The 15,263-nt window shown below is 70.5% G+C and carries 14 protein-coding genes and 1 tRNA gene; 4 read left to right on the top strand and 11 right to left on the bottom strand.

The window, feature by feature from the left end; translation table 11 throughout:
- Window positions 1–47: 47 nt before the first annotated feature.
- The 3 genes from LVB77_RS13600 to tpiA form a co-directional block, all read right to left on the bottom strand.
- Window positions 48–132: transfer RNA gene (locus LVB77_RS13600), tRNA-Leu, on the bottom strand.
- Window positions 133–260: 128 nt separating this feature from the next.
- A complete protein-coding gene (secG, locus tag LVB77_RS13605; RefSeq protein ID WP_232906634.1) occupies window positions 261–761 on the bottom strand; it encodes a preprotein translocase subunit SecG in 501 nt (166 codons plus the stop codon).
- Between the two features lie 58 nt (window positions 762–819).
- The gene (gene tpiA, locus LVB77_RS13610; protein ID WP_232906635.1) at window positions 820–1,572 is read right to left on the bottom strand and encodes a triose-phosphate isomerase; all 753 of its coding nucleotides are present in this window, start codon (window positions 1,570–1,572) and stop codon (window positions 820–822) included.
- Window positions 1,573–1,665: 93 nt separating this feature from the next.
- Between tpiA and LVB77_RS13615 the strand changes: the two genes are divergently transcribed.
- The 3 genes from LVB77_RS13615 to LVB77_RS13625 all read left to right on the top strand — a co-directional run bounded on the left by LVB77_RS13615 (window position 1,666) and on the right by LVB77_RS13625 (window position 4,473).
- The gene (locus LVB77_RS13615) at window positions 1,666–2,472 is read left to right on the top strand and encodes an SDR family oxidoreductase (RefSeq protein ID WP_232906636.1); all 807 of its coding nucleotides are present in this window, start codon (window positions 1,666–1,668) and stop codon (window positions 2,470–2,472) included.
- On the top strand, window positions 2,469–2,999 hold the full coding sequence (locus tag LVB77_RS13620; protein ID WP_232906637.1) for a DNA-deoxyinosine glycosylase: 531 nt from the start codon (window positions 2,469–2,471) through the stop codon (window positions 2,997–2,999). Before LVB77_RS13615 ends, LVB77_RS13620 begins: the two co-directional genes overlap by 4 nt.
- A gap of 337 nt (window positions 3,000–3,336) precedes the next feature.
- Window positions 3,337–4,473 (top strand): trypsin-like serine protease, encoded by a 1,137-nt coding sequence (locus LVB77_RS13625; RefSeq protein WP_232906638.1) that lies wholly within the window; start codon window positions 3,337–3,339, stop codon window positions 4,471–4,473.
- A 584-nt stretch (window positions 4,474–5,057) separates the two neighbouring features.
- Here the strand turns inward: LVB77_RS13625 and LVB77_RS13630 are convergent.
- The 5 genes from LVB77_RS13630 to trpB all read right to left on the bottom strand — a co-directional run bounded on the left by LVB77_RS13630 (window position 5,058) and on the right by trpB (window position 10,718).
- Window positions 5,058–5,996: a 2-oxoglutarate and iron-dependent oxygenase domain-containing protein gene (locus LVB77_RS13630; protein ID WP_232906639.1), complete on the bottom strand. Its 939-nt coding sequence runs from the start codon at window positions 5,994–5,996 to the stop codon at window positions 5,058–5,060.
- 77 nt (window positions 5,997–6,073) lie between these two features.
- Complete coding sequence (gene glmM / locus LVB77_RS13635) at window positions 6,074–7,417, bottom strand: phosphoglucosamine mutase (protein ID WP_232906640.1); 1,344 nt, start codon at window positions 7,415–7,417, stop codon at window positions 6,074–6,076.
- Window positions 7,414–8,313: an acetyl-CoA carboxylase, carboxyltransferase subunit beta gene (gene accD / locus LVB77_RS13640; protein WP_232906641.1), complete on the bottom strand. Its 900-nt coding sequence runs from the start codon at window positions 8,311–8,313 to the stop codon at window positions 7,414–7,416. Before accD ends, glmM begins: the two co-directional genes overlap by 4 nt.
- Window positions 8,314–8,539: 226 nt before the next feature.
- On the bottom strand, window positions 8,540–9,361 hold the full coding sequence (trpA, locus tag LVB77_RS13645) for a tryptophan synthase subunit alpha (protein ID WP_232906642.1): 822 nt from the start codon (window positions 9,359–9,361) through the stop codon (window positions 8,540–8,542).
- A gap of 145 nt (window positions 9,362–9,506) precedes the next feature.
- The gene (trpB, locus tag LVB77_RS13650; protein ID WP_232906643.1) at window positions 9,507–10,718 is read right to left on the bottom strand and encodes a tryptophan synthase subunit beta; all 1,212 of its coding nucleotides are present in this window, start codon (window positions 10,716–10,718) and stop codon (window positions 9,507–9,509) included.
- 99 nt (window positions 10,719–10,817) lie between these two features.
- Between trpB and LVB77_RS13655 the strand changes: the two genes are divergently transcribed.
- Window positions 10,818–11,708 (top strand): LysR family transcriptional regulator, encoded by an 891-nt coding sequence (locus tag LVB77_RS13655; RefSeq protein WP_232906644.1) that lies wholly within the window; start codon window positions 10,818–10,820, stop codon window positions 11,706–11,708.
- A 176-nt stretch (window positions 11,709–11,884) separates the two neighbouring features.
- On the opposite strand, the gene LVB77_RS13660 is transcribed toward LVB77_RS13655, so the two are convergent.
- The 3 genes from LVB77_RS13660 to LVB77_RS13670 form a co-directional block, all read right to left on the bottom strand.
- The gene (locus LVB77_RS13660; RefSeq protein WP_232906645.1) at window positions 11,885–12,556 is read right to left on the bottom strand and encodes a phosphoribosylanthranilate isomerase; all 672 of its coding nucleotides are present in this window, start codon (window positions 12,554–12,556) and stop codon (window positions 11,885–11,887) included.
- Entirely contained in the window at window positions 12,553–13,326 is a 774-nt protein-coding gene (gene truA / locus LVB77_RS13665; RefSeq protein WP_232910294.1) for a tRNA pseudouridine(38-40) synthase TruA, read from the bottom strand. The genes LVB77_RS13660 and truA overlap by 4 nt, the downstream gene beginning before the upstream one ends.
- A gap of 87 nt (window positions 13,327–13,413) precedes the next feature.
- On the bottom strand, window positions 13,414–15,219 hold the full coding sequence (locus LVB77_RS13670) for a FimV/HubP family polar landmark protein (protein ID WP_232906646.1): 1,806 nt from the start codon (window positions 15,217–15,219) through the stop codon (window positions 13,414–13,416).
- Window positions 15,220–15,263 lie beyond the last annotated feature (44 nt).

Here is a 15,263-nt window from a genome sequence, read left to right on the forward strand (position 1 = left end):
CGTGCCGCACCTTAGGGTAGTTGGTGCGTGTTGCTGCAGTTTAGGTGTGGTGCCCAAAGGGGGACTCGAACCCCCACGACTTACGTCGCTACCACCTCAAGGTAGTGCGTCTACCAATTCCGCCATCTGGGCAATCAAACCTGGGCCATCCTGGCCGTCGCTTCGTCAGTACCGCGCGAAACCCTTTCGGTCATTGCTGACCGCGCCCCGGTCGTCCGTTCCGGGCCGCTTGACTCATACCGATATGTTACCGCGCTTTGTCAGCCGCCCGAAGCCGGTTGCTGCTGCGGCGGGGCCTGCTGCGGGGCCGGAGCGGCCGGAACCGTGGTTCCGCTGGCCGCTGGCGCCTGCGGCGCGGTGCTGGCCGGAGCGCTGGGCACGGTCGAGGCCGGAGCCGCCGGCACCGTCTGCGCCGGAACGCTGGGAACCGTGGTGCCGGTTGCCGGCGCCGGAGCGGGCTTGCTCGCGGTGTTGGCGATCTCGGCGGCCAGGCCGGCGTCCTGCGAGGCCGGAGCGGCGCCGCCTGCGGCGCCACGCGAGGCCTGCCAGGCCATGAACAGGCTGATCGCGAAGAACGCGATCGCCAGCCACTTGGTGGCCTTGGACAGGAAGTTGGACGAACCGCGCGCGCCGAACACCGTCGCCGAAGCGCCGCCGCCGAAGCCCGAGCCCGCCTGCGCACCGGCGCCGCGCTGCATCAGGATCAGCGCGACCATGGCGATCGCGATCAACACATAGATGACGTTGAGGAACAACAGCATCGTCGAATTCTTTTCTTTGGCTACGTTGTGACGACCGCCGGGAGGGCCCGAAAGTTCGTCAGGATGCCGCCGCGGCTGCGATGGCGTTGAAATCGGCGGCCACCAGGGAGGCCCCGCCGATCAGGCCGCCGTCGACGTCCGGCTGGGAAAACAGCTCGGCGGCGTTGTCGGCCTTCACGCTACCGCCATACAGAATGGGTAGCGAGCCAGCAATTCTAGCATCGTGCGCGGCGATTTCGCTACGAATGAATGCGTGCACGGCCTGCGCCTGCTCCGGGCTGGCGGTCTTGCCGGTGCCGATGGCCCAGACCGGCTCGTAGGCCAGGATGGCGCCTTCCAGCGCCGCCACGCCCAGGCCTTCCAGCACCGGCGCCAGCTGTTCCTGCAGGCGGAACTCGGTCTGGCCGTCCTCGCGCTCGGCCAGGGTCTCGCCCACGCACAGGATCGGCACCAGGCCGGCGGCCTTGGCGGCGGCGAACTTGCGCGCCACCAGCTGGCTGCTCTCGGCGTGGTACTGGCGGCGCTCGGAATGGCCGACCAGGCCGTAGCCGGCGCCCACGTCCTTGAGCATCGACGCCGAGACTTCGCCGGTGTAGGCGCCCTTCTCGTTGCTGCTCACGTCCTGGGCGCCGAAGCCCAGGCCGCGGGCGGCGTAATGCTCGATCAGCTCGCCCAGATAGGGCAGCGGCGGCAGGATGATGCGCTCGACCCCGGCCGGCGCCGCGGCGGCGACCACCTGGTCCAGCAGCCCGAAGGCGAACTCGCGGCTGCCGTGCAGCTTCCAGTTTCCGGCGACGATCCTGCGGCGCATGGCCACTCCGTGGTACGAAAGGACGCAAGTTTACCGCAGCCCCCGCGCCGCGCGCCGCGCCGGCCCCCGACACGACCGCCCACGAACCCCACCATGCCCGAAACCGCAAACACCCCCTACGCCCTGATCACCGGCGCCTCGGCCGGCATCGGCGCCGCGCTGGCCCGCGAGTACGCGCGCCGCGGCGTGCCGCTGGTGCTGACCGCGCGCCGCGAGGAGCGCCTGCAGGCGCTGGCGGCCGAACTGCGCGACCGCGTCGCGGTGGAGGTGATCGCCGCCGACCTCGCCGACCCGGCCGCCCCCGCCTGGCTGCACGCGCAGACCCAGGCCCGCGGCCTGGCGATCGGGCACCTGGTCAACAACGCCGGCTACGGCGTGCCGGGGCGCTACCTGGCCGACGACTGGAAGGTCCACGCCGACTTCCTGCAGGTGATGGTGACCGCGGTCGCCGAGCTGACCCACCGCTACCTGCCCGAGATGGAACGGCGCGGCCACGGCCGTATCCTCAACATCGCCTCGTTGGCCGGGCTGGCGCCGCCCTCGGCCGGGCACACGCTGTACGGCGCGGCCAAGAGTTTCGTGATCCGCTTCAGCCAGTCGCTGGCGTTGGAAAGCAAGCCGCGCGGCGTGCACGTGACCGCGCTGTGCCCGGGCTTCACCTACACCGAGTTCCACGACGTCAACGGCATGCGCGAGCGCATCTCGCGCCTGCCCAAGTGGCTGTGGCTGGACGCGGCGATGGTGGCGCGCCTGGGCGTGGACGCGGTCGAGCGCGGCGACGCACGCTGCATCACCGGCGGCGCCAACCGCTTTATCGCCGGCCTGGCCAAGGTCTTGCCCGAGCGCGTGGCCATGGCCCTGGTCGCCAGCCGTTCCGGCGATTTCCGCGACGCCGAATGAACGCGAACGGCACGCGCGTGCGCAGTTTCGCGCCGGTCGCGGCCGCCGATGCGCGCGCCTTGGTGCTGGGCAGCATGCCGGGCGAGGCCTCGCTGACGGCCGTGCGCTACTACGCGCATGCGCAAAACCGCTTCTGGCCGATCATGGGCGCGCTGGTCGGCGCCGCGCCCGCCCTGCCCTACGAACAGCGATTGCAGCGGCTGATCGACGCCAGGATCGCGCTGTGGGACGTGCTGGCCAGCTGCGAGCGCGTGGGCAGCCTGGATACCGCGATCCGCGCGCCGCAGGCGAACGATTTCGCCGCGTTCTTCGCCGCGCACCCGCAGGTGCGCACAGTGCTGTTCAACGGCGCGCAGGCGGAGACCAGCTTCCGCCGGTTGGTGTTGCCGGGCTTGGCGACGCCAAGGCCTGCGCTGCTCAGACTGCCTTCGACCAGTCCGGCCAACGCGTCGCAACGGCCCGAGCACAAGCTGCAGGCCTGGCGCGAAGGCCTGAGCGCGGCGGGCATCGCGTTGCGCGACGAATAGCGCACGACGAATAGCGCACGACGAAAGCGGCGCGAGCGCGGGCGATCGCGCGTTGCTTGCGTCATGCGTTACGCCGCTGTGGCGCCGATTCAGCAATACGCATCGCGTGTTTTGTCCTGAGCGCGCCCGCCACGACGTTGATAGCAGGGAGCCGCGGAATCACGCGCCTCCTCCGACCGCACCCTGACCTGATCCGCCGATCGGCGGAACGGGCCTCGCTGCGCCGATGGAGCGCCCAGCTCGCGACTTTCTCCGTGCGCCGGGCCGCGCGCGGCGATTCCCCTAACCCCACGGCCCGACGCGCCATATGGACGCAACACCCATCAAGGAGCTGCACATGAAGTCGCACCACGTTTCTTCCCCCACGCTCGCCGCGCTGGTCGCCAGCCTGATCCTGCCTCTGGCCGCCCACGCCACCGACGTCAAGATCGTCCGCACCGCGCACGGCGACGTCGCCGTCGCCAACGCCCCCAAGACCCTCAGCCTCGCCAAGGGCGCCCTGCCCGCGCCGTTCGCGACCGCGCAGCAGCGCGCAGCGGTCAAGCCGCTGTTGTGGGCGCAAGACAAGGCCGAGGCGTTCAAGCCCGAGCCGCAGGCCCGCGTGTTGGGCCCGGCCGCGCGCAGCGAAGGCGGCGCCGCGCCGTCGTTCGCCAACTACCAGGCACGCAACCAGTTCGCCGAGGCCTGGAAGGCTGTCGATGCGCTGGAAGCCAAGCAGGGCAACCGCATCAGTCAGGCCGGCGACGTGGAAGCCCAGGACGGCGCCCACTACGGCTACACGCGTTTCCCGGGCAACTACTACACCTCGCAGTGGACCGCCGCGCCGTGGAACAAGATCGGCAAGCTCTACTTCACCAAGCCCGACGGCAGCTCCTCGTACTGCACCGCCAACGTGGTCAGCGGCAACTCGGTGCTGGCGACAGCCGCGCACTGCGTCTACACGCGCGGCGCCGGCTTCAACTCCAACTTCGTGTTCGTGCCGGCCGAACGCTACGGCGTGGCGCCCTACGGCAGCTACCGCTGGGCCCAGGCGACGGTGCCGAGCCAGTGGGTCAGCAACGGCGGCCGCCGCTGGGATCTGGGCCTGATCCGCCTGACCGGCGAGGTCAGCACCGGCCAGCCGGTGACCAACTACGTGGGCTGGCTGGGCCGCGCCTGGAACCAGGGCTATTCGCAGTTCATGTATTCGATCGGCTACTCGGCCGACATGAGCACGCAGTACACCAACATCTGCGCCGGCCAGACCTACAGCTCCGCCAACGAGGGCACCAATGTGCTGGTCCAGGGCTGCGACATGACCTACGGCAGCAGCGGCGGCGGCTGGTTGATGAACTACACGCCGAACTCGCACGGCGGCAATCAGGTCAACAGCGTGGTCAGCGGGCCGCACATCGGCGCGTTCGGCTCGGCCTATGTGGGCGCGCGCTTCAACGACGACAATCTGATCCCGCTGTGCAACGTGGTGGGGTGCTGAGGAACGGGGAGTTGGGTTCGGGACTCGCGATTAGGAGTCGCGGGTAGCGACCCCGATGCGTTATCTCCCGCGCGCGCGGGGATCCAGAGACTTCGGCGCCCTACCTCGGTGGAGCCCTGGGTCCCCGCGTTCGCGAGGACGACGAGCAAAGGCAACGGCTAAAGCGCGAAGGCGACGAGAGGAAGCGACCGCCAAAGTCGCGATGGCGACGAGCTGAGGGACGGCCGAAGCCGCGAGGCGCCGAGACGCCGCGCGGCCCCGATTCGTCATCCCCGCGCAAGGCGGGGATCCAGAGACTTCGGTGCCCTACCTCGGTGGAGCCCTGGGTCCCCGCGTTCGCGAGGACGACGAGCAAAAGCAACGGCCAAAGCGCGAAGGCGACGAGAGGAAGCGACCGCCAAAGTCGCGATGGCGACGAGCCGAGGGACGGCCGAAGCCGCGAGGCCCCGAGACGCCACGCTGTCCCGATCCGTCATCCCCGCGCAAGGCGGGGATCCAGTGACTTCAGCGCCATGCCCCGACTAAGCCCCGGAGCTTCTCTGTGCGAGAGCTAGGGCAATGCCGAACCGGCGGCGCGAACCGGCTTACTTGAGCTTGATCTCGCGCAAGCGCTCTTCCAGATAGCCCTGCGCCGTGATCGGCTCGGGATAGCGGCTGGGGTTGTCCGGCGTGATCGTCGAGGGCAGCACGTCGATCAGGAAATCCGGATTCGGGTGCAGGAAGAACGGCGTCGAATAACGCGGCTGGCGCGCCTTCTCACCCGGCGGGTTCACCACGCGGTGCGTGGTCGACGGATACACGTGGTTGGTCAGGCGCTGCAGCATGTCGCCGATGTTGACCACGATGGTGTCGGCGTCGGCGGTGAACGGCACCCACTCGCCCTTGCGCGACTTCACTTCCAAGCCTTCAGAGCTCGCGCCGACCAGCAGCGTGATCAGGTTGATGTCCTCGTGCGCGCCGGCGCGCTCGTTGGGGATGTCGTCGGCGGTGATCGGCGGATAGTGGATCGGGCGCAGGATCGAATTGCCCGAGTCGGTCTTGTCGGCGAAATAGTTCTCCGGCAGGCCGATATGCAGGGCCAGCGCGCTGAGCACGCGCGAACCCAGCGAATCCAGCGCCTGGTACAGGCCGTAAGCCTGCTCGCGGAACTCGGGAATCTCGTCCGGCCACAGGTTGGCCGGCATCGCCTCGGCGTACTTGGAGTCGCGCGGAATCTCGCGGCCGACGTGCCAGAACTCCTTGAGATCGAAGTGCTTGGAGTCCTTGGCGGTCTCCACGCCGAACGGGGTGTAGCCGCGCGCGCCGCCGCTGCCGGGCACGTGGTACTGGCGCTTGGTCTCCTCCGGCAGCGCGAAGAAGCGCTTGAACAGGTCGTAGGACTGGTCGATCTGCTCGGCCGGAATGCCGTGGCCGCGGATGCCGGCGAAGCCCCACTCGCGGTAGGCCGCGCCGAGCTCGGCGACGAAGGCGTCGCGATCAGTGTCGAAGCGGCGGATATCTAAGGTCGGAATCTGCGAAGTCATCTCGTTCGGTCTCATGAGTTCGGAGCCGCTGACCATTCAGCGGTTCCGCGCGCCAGCCATGGCGCTTTGGCCGCGGCTCACTGCGCGGCGGTGCGCACGGCTTCGGCCAGACGCTGCAGTGTATCCAGCATCAGTTGACGATCGTCTGCTTCCACCGTCACGCGCACCACCGGCTCGGTGCCGGAGGGGCGCAGGAAGGCGCGGCCGCGGCCGGCCACGGCGGTCTGCGCCTGCGCCAGCGCGGCCTGCACCGCCGGTGCCTCGGCCGGCTTGGCGCCGCCTTCGTAACGCACGTTGACGGTCTTCTGCGGGACTTTGACGAAACCCTGCAGCGCCTGCGCCAGGCTGATGCCGCGGCGGCGCAGCACCTCCAGCACCTGCAGCGCGCTAACGATGCCGTCGCCGGTGCTGGTGCGGTCCAGGCACAGCAGATGGCCGGAGGCCTCGCCGCCCAGCACCGCGCCGTTGGCGATCAGTTGCTGGTGCACGTAGCGGTCGCCGACCTTGGCGCGCAGGAAACCGATGCCGCGTTGCTGGAACGCGCGCTCCAGCGCGTAATTGGTCATCAGCGTGCCGACCACCGGGCCGCGCAGGCGGCCGCTGTCCTGCCAGTCGCAGGCCAGCACATAGATCAGGTCGTCGCCGTCGCGCACGGTGCCGTCGCCGTCGACGAACAGCACCCGGTCGCCGTCGCCGTCGAAGGCGATGCCCAGGTCGGCGCCGCTGGCCTTGACGCGTTCGGCCAGGGTTTCCGGATGGGTCGAGCCGACGCCGTCGTTGATGTTGAGTCCGTTGGGGTCGATGCCGATCGCGTCCACGCGCGCGCCCAGCTCGCGCAGCACCAGCGGGCCGAGCTGATAGGTCGCGCCGTTGGCGCAGTCCATGGCGATGCGCATGCCGCCCAGGTCGAAGCCCTTGGGCACCGAGCCCTTGCAGGCCTCGATGTAGCGGCCCAGCGCGTCGCGCGTGCGCACCGCCTTGCCCAGCTCTTCGGAGGGCACGGTGCGGAACGGCTGCTCCAGCGCGGCCTCGATCGCCAGTTCGGTGGCGTCGTCGAGCTTCTCGCCTTCGGCGGAGAAGAACTTGATGCCGTTGTCGTAATGCGGATTGTGCGAGGCCGAGATCACGATGCCGCCGTCGGCGCGCATCGAATGGGTCAGGTGCGCGACCGCCGGGGTCGGCATCGGGCCCATCAGCTGCACGTCGACGCCGGCCGCGACCAGTCCGGCCTCCAGCGCGGCCTCGAACATGTAGTTCGAAATGCGCGTGTCCTTGCCGATGATCACCACCGGCTTACGCCAGTCGCGCCGCGCCAGCGCATGGCCGTAAGCGTTGCCCAGCCGCAGCACGAAATCGGCCGAAATCGGGCCCTCGCCCACCCGGCCGCGGATGCCGTCGGTACCGAAGTACTTGCGGCTCAAGCGGCGGCCTCCGCGTCGTCTTCCGGCTGCGGCTGTTTCATCAGCATCGCCAACAAGTGGGCCAGGCGCTCGCGCAGTTCGCGGCGGTCGCAGATCTGATCGATGGCGCCGTGGGCGACCAGGAACTCGCTGCGCTGGAAGCCTTCGGGCAGCTTCTCGCGCACGGTCTGCTCGATCACGCGCGGGCCGGCGAAGCCGATCAGGGCCTCGGGTTCGGCCATGTTGATGTCGCCCAGCATCGCGAACGAGGCCGAGACGCCGCCGGTGGTGGGATGGGTCATCACCGAGATGTACGGCAGGCCGGCCTCGCGCAGGCGCCCCAGCGCGGCCGAGGTCTTGGCCATCTGCATCAGCGAGAACAGGCTTTCCTGCATGCGCGCGCCGCCGCTGGCGGAGAAGCACACGAACGGGCAGCCGATCTCCAGCGCGGCCTCGGCCGCGCGCGCGAAGCGCTCGCCGACCACCGAGCCCATCGAGCCGCCCATGTAGGCGAAATCGAACGAGCAGGCGACCAGCGGCCGCTGCTTGAGGGTGCCGCGCATCGCGATCAGGGCGTCGCGCTCGCCGGTGGCTTTCTGCGCGGCCTTGATGCGGTCGGAGTACTTCTTCTGGTCCTTGAACTTGAGCACGTCGGTCGGGCCCAGTTCGGCCGCGATCTCGCTGGTGCTGCCGGCATCGAACAGGGCGTTCAGACGCACCCGGCCGCGGATCGGCATGTGGAAGCTGCACTTGGGGCAGACCTCGAGGTTTTCCTCGAGTTCGGGCCGGTAGAGCACGGCGCCGCAGCGGTCGCACTTCTCCCACAGCCCTTCGGGCACGCTGCGGCGCTTGGCGCCGGCGGAGTCGGTACGGATGCCGGTGCGGCTGCCGGGCATGAGTTTTTTGAGCCAGGACATGCGTTGCGTTTTTCCCGTTCAGGCTGCTGGAGGGGCCGGTCCACGGTCCGTGGCGGAACCCGGCCTAGGCGCCAAGCATGGCGCGTTCGTGGATCGAGCACGCAAGTGCTTGATCCAGCGAGAGTCCGTACCCGTCCTGGAGGGACGCGTCCGGACTTTCCCTAGCGGTCCAGTTTAGCGCAGCCGGGTTTGCGTCAGGCAGGGGCGACGGCAACGCCCACCGGGCTCAGGCCGGCGCGTCGAGCGCCTGCCGCAGCGGCGTCAGGAACGCGGTGGCGGCATCGGTCGCAGCGATCGCCGCGACGGCACCTTCGACATGGGTCGCGGCCAACGCCGCGACCAAGGCGCTGCCCACCACCACGCCCTCGGCCTCGCGCGCCATCGCGGTGGCGCTGGCGGCGTCCTTGATGCCGAAGCCGGCCACCACCGGCACCCGGCTGCGCTGGCGGATCTCGCTCAGGCGCTGGTTGGCGGCGACCGCGTCGAGACGGTCGGCCCCGGTCACGCCGGCGAAGCTGACGTAATAGAGATAGCCCTGGGCGTCGTCGCACAGCAGCGCCAGGCGCTGGTCGGTGGTGGTCGGCGAGGCCAGCAGGATCAGTTGCAGTCCGGCCGCATCGAACGCGGCGCGCAGCTCGGCGGCTTCCTCCGGCGGCAGGTCGACCAGCAGCACGCCGTCGACGCCGGCCGCGACCGCCTCGGCGGCGAAGCGCGCCGCGCCGCGAATCTCGATCGGGTTGAGGTAGCCCATCAGCACCACCGGCGTGTCGGCGTCGCGCTGGCGGAATTCGGCCACACAGCGCAAGGCGTAGGACAGGCCGGCGCCGCGCGCGATCGCGCGCTCGGAGCTGCGCTGGATGATCGGGCCGTCGGCCATGGGATCGGAGAACGGCACGCCCAGCTCGATCACGTCGGCGCCGGCGGCGGCCAGCGCGTGCATCACCGGCACGGTCGCCTCCAGCGACGGATCGCCGGCGGTGAAGAACGGAACCAGGGCTTTGCGGTTGTGCGCCTTGAGCGCGGCGAAACGGATGTCGATGCGGTTCATGCGATGACTGCGGCTTCTGCTGGTAGCCCTTCTCCCGTCGGGAGAGGGGTTGGGGTGAGGGTTCGGCGCGGATGCGCGGCGCCGTACTCGCGCCGCACCCTCATCCGCCCTACGGGCACCTTCTCCCACAGGGAGAAGGAAAAACTCAGAACACGATGCCCTCGCGTCCGGCGATCGTGTGCACGTCCTTGTCGCCGCGGCCGGACAGGTTGCACAGCACGATCTGGTCCTTGGGCATGGTCCGCGCCAGCTTCACCGCCTGGGCGATGGCGTGGCTGGATTCCAGCGCGGCCAGGATGCCTTCGGTGCGCGCGAGCTGGTGGAACGCGGCCAGCGCTTCGTCGTCGCTGACGCCGACGTACTCGGCGCGGCCGGCATCCTTGAGGAAGGCGTGTTCGGGGCCGACGCCGGGATAGTCCAGGCCGGCGGAGACCGAATGGGTTTCGATGATCTGGCCTTCGTCGTCGCACAACACGTAAGTGCGGTTGCCGTGCAGCACGCCGGGGCGGCCGGCGGCCAGCGAGGCCGCGTGGCGGCCGCTGTCGATGCCGTCGCCGGCCGCTTCGGCGCCGACGATGCGCACCGAGGCATCGTTGAGGAAGGCATGGAACAGGCCGATCGCATTGCTGCCGCCGCCGACGCAGGCGGTGATCGCATCGGGCAGGCGGCCGTACTCGGCCAGCATTTGCGCCCTCGCCTCGCGGCCGACGATGGCGTTGAAGTCGCGCACCATGCGCGGGTACGGGTCCGGGCCGGCGACGGTGCCGATGATGTAGAAGGTGTCGCGCACGTTGGTGACCCAGTCGCGCATGGCCTCGTTGAGCGCGTCCTTGAGCGTGGCCGAGCCGCTGGTCACCGGGACCACCGTCGCGCCCAGCAGCTTCATGCGATAGACGTTGATCTTCTGCCGCTCGATGTCGGTCGCGCCCATGTAGACCACGCACTCCAGGCCCAGGCGCGCGGCCACGGTGGCGCTGGCCACGCCGTGCTGGCCGGCGCCGGTCTCGGCGATGATGCGCGGCTTGCCCATGCGGCTGGCCAGCAGGGCCTGGCCGATGGTGTTGTTGATCTTGTGCGCGCCGGTGTGGTTCAGGTCCTCGCGCTTGAACAGGATGCGCGCGCCGCCGACTTCGTCGCTGAGCCGCTGGGCGTGGTAGATCGGGCTGGGCCGGCCGACGTAGTGGGCCAGGTCGCGGTCGAAGGCTTCGATGAAGGCCGGATCGACGCGCGCGGCGTCGTAGGCCGCGGCCAGTTCCTCCAGCGGCCCGATCAGGGTTTCGGCGACGAAGCGGCCGCCGTAGCGGCCGAAATGGCCGGAGGCGTCCGGATAGGCGTGGTAATCGGTAATGGCGGTCACGGGCGGGGCTGGCGGGGAGACGTCCGACACTTTATCGCAGGCAAAGGGCGCCGATAACGAATAATATCGGCGCTATCCGTCAGAAAAACTCACCTATCGATGAGCCGCGACCTGCCCCCGCTCAATGCCCTGCGCGCGTTCGAGGCGGTGGCGCGCCTGGACGGCGTGGGCCGGGCCGCCGCCGAACTGCACGTGACCCACGGTGCGGTCAGCCGCCAGCTGCGTGTGCTGGAGGAGGCGTTGGGCACGGCGCTGTTCCTGCGCGAGGGCCGCGGTCTGGCGCTGACGCCGGCTGGGCAACGCCTGTACGAAGCTGCGGCCGACGGCTTCGCGCCGCTGCGCGCGGCTTGGGCCGAACTGCAACGGCGGCCGACGCAGGCGCCGCTGGTGCTGGGCTGCCCCGGCAGCGTGCTGGCGCGCTGGATGATTCCGCGGCTGGAGCGCCTGGCGCAGCAGCGCCCGGCGCTGCGCCTGCACCTGGCCGCCAACGACACCGCGCCCGATACCGCGCTCACCGGCCTGGACGCGGCGCTGTTGATCGCCGCGCCGCCGTGGCCGGCCGACTGGCAGGTGCGCGAGCTGGCCGTGGAACGCATCGGCCCAGTGCTGAGCCCGCGCTGGCCCGGTGCCGCGGCCTTGCGCACGGCGCCGCCGCAGGCTTTGCAGGGGCTGGAATTGCTGCACACCGCCTCGCGCCCGCAGGCCTGGAGCGACTGGGCGACACGGGCCGGACTGGACCCGGCGGCGCTGCGTCCCGGCACGGGCTTCGCCCACCTCTACTACCTGCTGGAAGCGGCCAACGCCGGCTTGGGCGTGGCGATCGCGCCGCAGCCGCTGGTGGCCGAGGACATCGCCGCTGGGCGCCTGCTGGCGCCGTGGGGCTTCGTCGACACCGATGCGCGTTGGGTGCTGTGCACGCCGCGCCGGCGCGAGGATGCGCGCGCGGCGGAGTTGGCGGCTTGGTTGAGCGAGGCGTTGGCGCAGGTTTGAGCGCGGATGGATCAGTCGGAATGACGCCGGCGAAGCCGTAGGGTGCGGTGAGCGTAGCGAACCGCACTACCGCGACTCTCGGTTAGCGCGTCGATGCGGTTGTCACCGCATCCTGCTTCGCTGGCCGTGTGGAATGGGGCATGTGCCCGCATCGTTTCGACGCAAGCCGGAACGCCTCAATCGGAATGGCAATCCGCGCGCCGCACTTCCTCGACGAAGCGCCGCATCAGGTCGCCGTCCTTGCGGCCCGGTGCGCTTTCGATGCCGCTGGAGACGTCCACGCCCCAGGGGCGCGTGGCCATGATGGCGTCGAACACGTTGTCCGGCACCAAACCGCCGGCGAGCAGGAACGGCTTGTGCATGCCGCCGGGAATGCGCGACCAGTCGAAGGTCTTGCCGCTGCCGCCGCTGCCGCCGGCGACGTGGCTGTCGAGCAGGAAGCCGGCCGCGGCGGGATAGCGCGCATGCAGGGCCAGGCCCGCCGATGCGCCGGTGTCGCCGCCCTCGCCCATCGCCACCGCCTTGATGTACGGCACGCCGAACGAACGGCAGAAGGCGTCGGTCTCGTCGCCGTGAAACTGCAGCAGGCTGGGCCGCACCTGGCGCACCACTTCGCGCACCTGGTCGACCGGGTTGTCCATGAACAAGGCCACCGCGTCGACCAGCGGCGCCAGCGCCTGGCGCATCGCGCGCGCTTCCTCGGCCTCGACCCGGCGCTTGCTGGATTCGGCGAACACGAAGCCGATCGCGTCGGCGCCCAGCTCGCATGCCAGGCGCACGTCGCCGGGGCTGGTGAAGCCGCAGAACTTGATGCGGGTACGGAACAGGGTCTTGGTCGGATGACTCACAACAGCACCTCCGCCGGCAACGGCCAGTCCGCAGGGTAACGCGGACCGATGAAGACCAGGCCCGCCGAGGGCGCGGTCGGCCCGGCCACGGTGCGGTCGCGGCCCGCCAGCAACTCGCCGATCCAGGCCTCGGGCTGCTCGCCGCGGCCCACCGGCAACAGGCTGCCGACGATGTTGCGCACCATGTGATGCAGGAACGCGTTGGCCTGCACTTCCATCTCGACGACATCGCCGTCGCGGCGCACGGCGATGTACTGCAGATCTCGGCGCGCGTGCGGCGCCTGGCAGTGCACGGTGCGGAACGCGGAGAAGTCGTTCTCGCCCAGCAGCGCCTGGGCGGCGCGGTGCATGGCGTCGGCGTCCAGCGGACGGCGCTCCCAGCTCAGGTATTGACGCTGCAACGCGGGGCGCACCGGGCGATTGAGAATGCGGTATCGGTAACGGCGCGCGCGCGCCGAGAAGCGCGCATGGAAATCGTCGGCCACCGGCACGCACCAGCGTACGCACACCGAAGGCGGCAGACGCGAGGTCGTGCCCAGCACCCAGCCACGCGGTTCGCGCTGCGCCGGGCCGTCGAAATGCACCACCTGGCAGGACGCATGCACGCCGGCATCGGTGCGGCCGGCGCAGGTCACCTCGATCGGGCGCCCGGCGACGAAGGACAGCGCCTCCTCGACCGCGCCTTGCACCGTGGGTTCGCTACGCGATTCGGGTTCGCCCGGCCGGTTCAGGCGCTGCCAGCCGGAAAACGCGCTGCCGTCGTACTCGATGCCTACGGCGTAGCGCCGCGTCGCGGCCGGATCCTGGGCGGTGGTGGCGGCCGCGGCGGGCGTCGTCGAAACCTCGACCGTCACGCCTTACTCCAGCTCGCGCAGCATCCGCGCGGCCTGCTGGCGCGCGGCCAGATCGCCGTTGACCGCCACTTCGCCCAGCAGCTGGCGCGCGCTTTCGTGATCGCCTAGGTCCATGTAGGCGCGCGCCAGTTCCAGGCGCTCCTGGCCCGGTTGCGCGGCCAGCAAGGGCTCCTGCGCCGGCGACTCGCCGTGGCCGACGGCGGCCACGTGCCAGGCGGGCACCTTGCGCTCGTTGGCCGGCGCGGCCGGCGCGGTGGTCCAGAACGGCGCCTGGGTCGGCTTGGACGCCGCGGGCGTCGCGGCCTCCTCGACGGCCGGAGCCGCGGGTTCGGAGGCCGGTTCGGCGAAGGCGTCGGCGATCGACGGCGCCGCCGCGCCCGGCGCGCGGAACACCGGCTTGGCCGGACGCCGGCGCATGAACCAACCGCCCAGCACGGCCAGCAACAGCACCGCGCCGGTGATCGCCCACGGCAGCATCGCGCCGCCCTGGGCGGCGGCCTGCTTCTGATTGGATTCGGCCAGGCGCTGCTGCGCCGCGGCCAGTTCGGTGTCCTTGAGCTGGATCAGCTGTTGCTGCTGCTTCTGCAGTTGCTCCAACTCGGCCACCCGGCCCTTGAGGTCGGTGAGTTCGGCCTCGCGCGCGGCCAGCGATTCGTTGGATTCTTGCAGTTCCTGTCGCAGCATCTGGCCCTCGCCTCCGGCGTTGATGCCGGACTGTGTACCCGCCCGCGTGGCGCGGCTGGCGCCCGGCGGAACGATTTCCAGACGCGCGCCGGACGAGGCCGTCGCGTCCGTCGCGGCGCCTGTGCCGGCCGCGTTCGCACGCGGCGCGGTCGCCAGCGGCACCGGCTCCACCGCCGGCTGTGGCGCCGGACTGCGCGCCTGGCGCCATTGCTGCACCTGGCTGCGCACCAGCGCGCTGGCCTCGCCGGCGTCGATGCTGGCCACTTCGTTGCCGCTGGGCACGCGCAGGATCGCGCCTTGCTTGAGGCGGTTGACGTCGCCGCCGATGAAGGCGTCGGGGTTGGCGCGCAGCAGCGCGACCATGGTCTGGTCCAGGCTGTAGCCCTCGCCCAGTTCCAGGCCGCTGGCGATGCGCGACAAGGCATCGCCGCGTTTGACTTCGATCGCGCCGTCGCGCGCGGTCTCGGCGTTGGCCGGGGCGACCGCCACCGAGGGCACGGGCGACGGCGCCGGCGGCGCGATCGCGATCGCGGTCGGCCGCTCGGGGAAGGCATGCACGGGCGCGGCCGGCACGGCGTCGACGGCGGCCGGGTCCGGCACCACCGCGGCGGGATCGGTCGGCGTGTCGCTGGCGACCACGGCGGCCGGGTCCAGCGGACGTTCGATCAGGTTGGACGGCGCCGACACCGGCGCCTCGATCGGCGGCTGCAACGGCGCCGATACGGTCTTGGGGGTGTCGATCAGCGCCGAGTACTCGCGCACCAGGCGGCCCTGGCCCCAATCGACCTCGACCAGGAAGGTCACCAGCGGCTGGTTCACCGGCTGCTCGCTGGTGACCCGGATCACCGGGTTGCCGCGCGCGTCCAGCGCGACCTGGAATTGCAGGTCAGAGACGATGCCCGTCGGCGGCATCAGGCCGATACGGGCGAAAGTCTCCGGCGAGGCCAGGCGCGCCTGCAGCTGCTCGAGCTCGGCGGGGTCGCTGGAGACGATCGGGATTTCCGCCAGCAGGGGCTGGTCGGAGCGCGACTTGACCTCGATCTGCCCCAGGCCGAGCGCGCAGGCGCCGCCGCTGGCCAGAGCCAGCGCCAATGCCAACGCGGTGCGCGCGAAACGATGCTTCACTCTGATACCCACTCCCTGTCCCCTGGCGGCGACTCTAGCCGCCG

The sequence above is a fragment of the Lysobacter sp. 5GHs7-4 genome, from assembly GCF_021284765.1.
GTDB lineage: Bacteria > Pseudomonadota > Gammaproteobacteria > Xanthomonadales > Xanthomonadaceae > Lysobacter.

Coding starts and splice junctions, on each gene's coding strand:
- accD (WP_232906641.1), bottom strand. CDS start 8,313: ATGTCCTGGCTCAAAAAACTCATGCCCGGCAGCCGCACCGGCATCCGT.
- trpA (WP_232906642.1), bottom strand. CDS start 9,361: ATGAACCGCATCGACATCCGTTTCGCCGCGCTCAAGGCGCACAACCGC.
- LVB77_RS13655 (WP_232906644.1), top strand. CDS start 10,818: ATGAGCCGCGACCTGCCCCCGCTCAATGCCCTGCGCGCGTTCGAGGCG.
- tpiA (WP_232906635.1), bottom strand. CDS start 1,572: ATGCGCCGCAGGATCGTCGCCGGAAACTGGAAGCTGCACGGCAGCCGC.
- LVB77_RS13625 (WP_232906638.1), top strand. CDS start 3,337: ATGAAGTCGCACCACGTTTCTTCCCCCACGCTCGCCGCGCTGGTCGCC.
- LVB77_RS13620 (WP_232906637.1), top strand. CDS start 2,469: ATGAACGCGAACGGCACGCGCGTGCGCAGTTTCGCGCCGGTCGCGGCC.
- secG (WP_232906634.1), bottom strand. CDS start 761: ATGCTGTTGTTCCTCAACGTCATCTATGTGTTGATCGCGATCGCCATG.
- LVB77_RS13630 (WP_232906639.1), bottom strand. CDS start 5,996: ATGACTTCGCAGATTCCGACCTTAGATATCCGCCGCTTCGACACTGAT.
- LVB77_RS13615 (WP_232906636.1), top strand. CDS start 1,666: ATGCCCGAAACCGCAAACACCCCCTACGCCCTGATCACCGGCGCCTCG.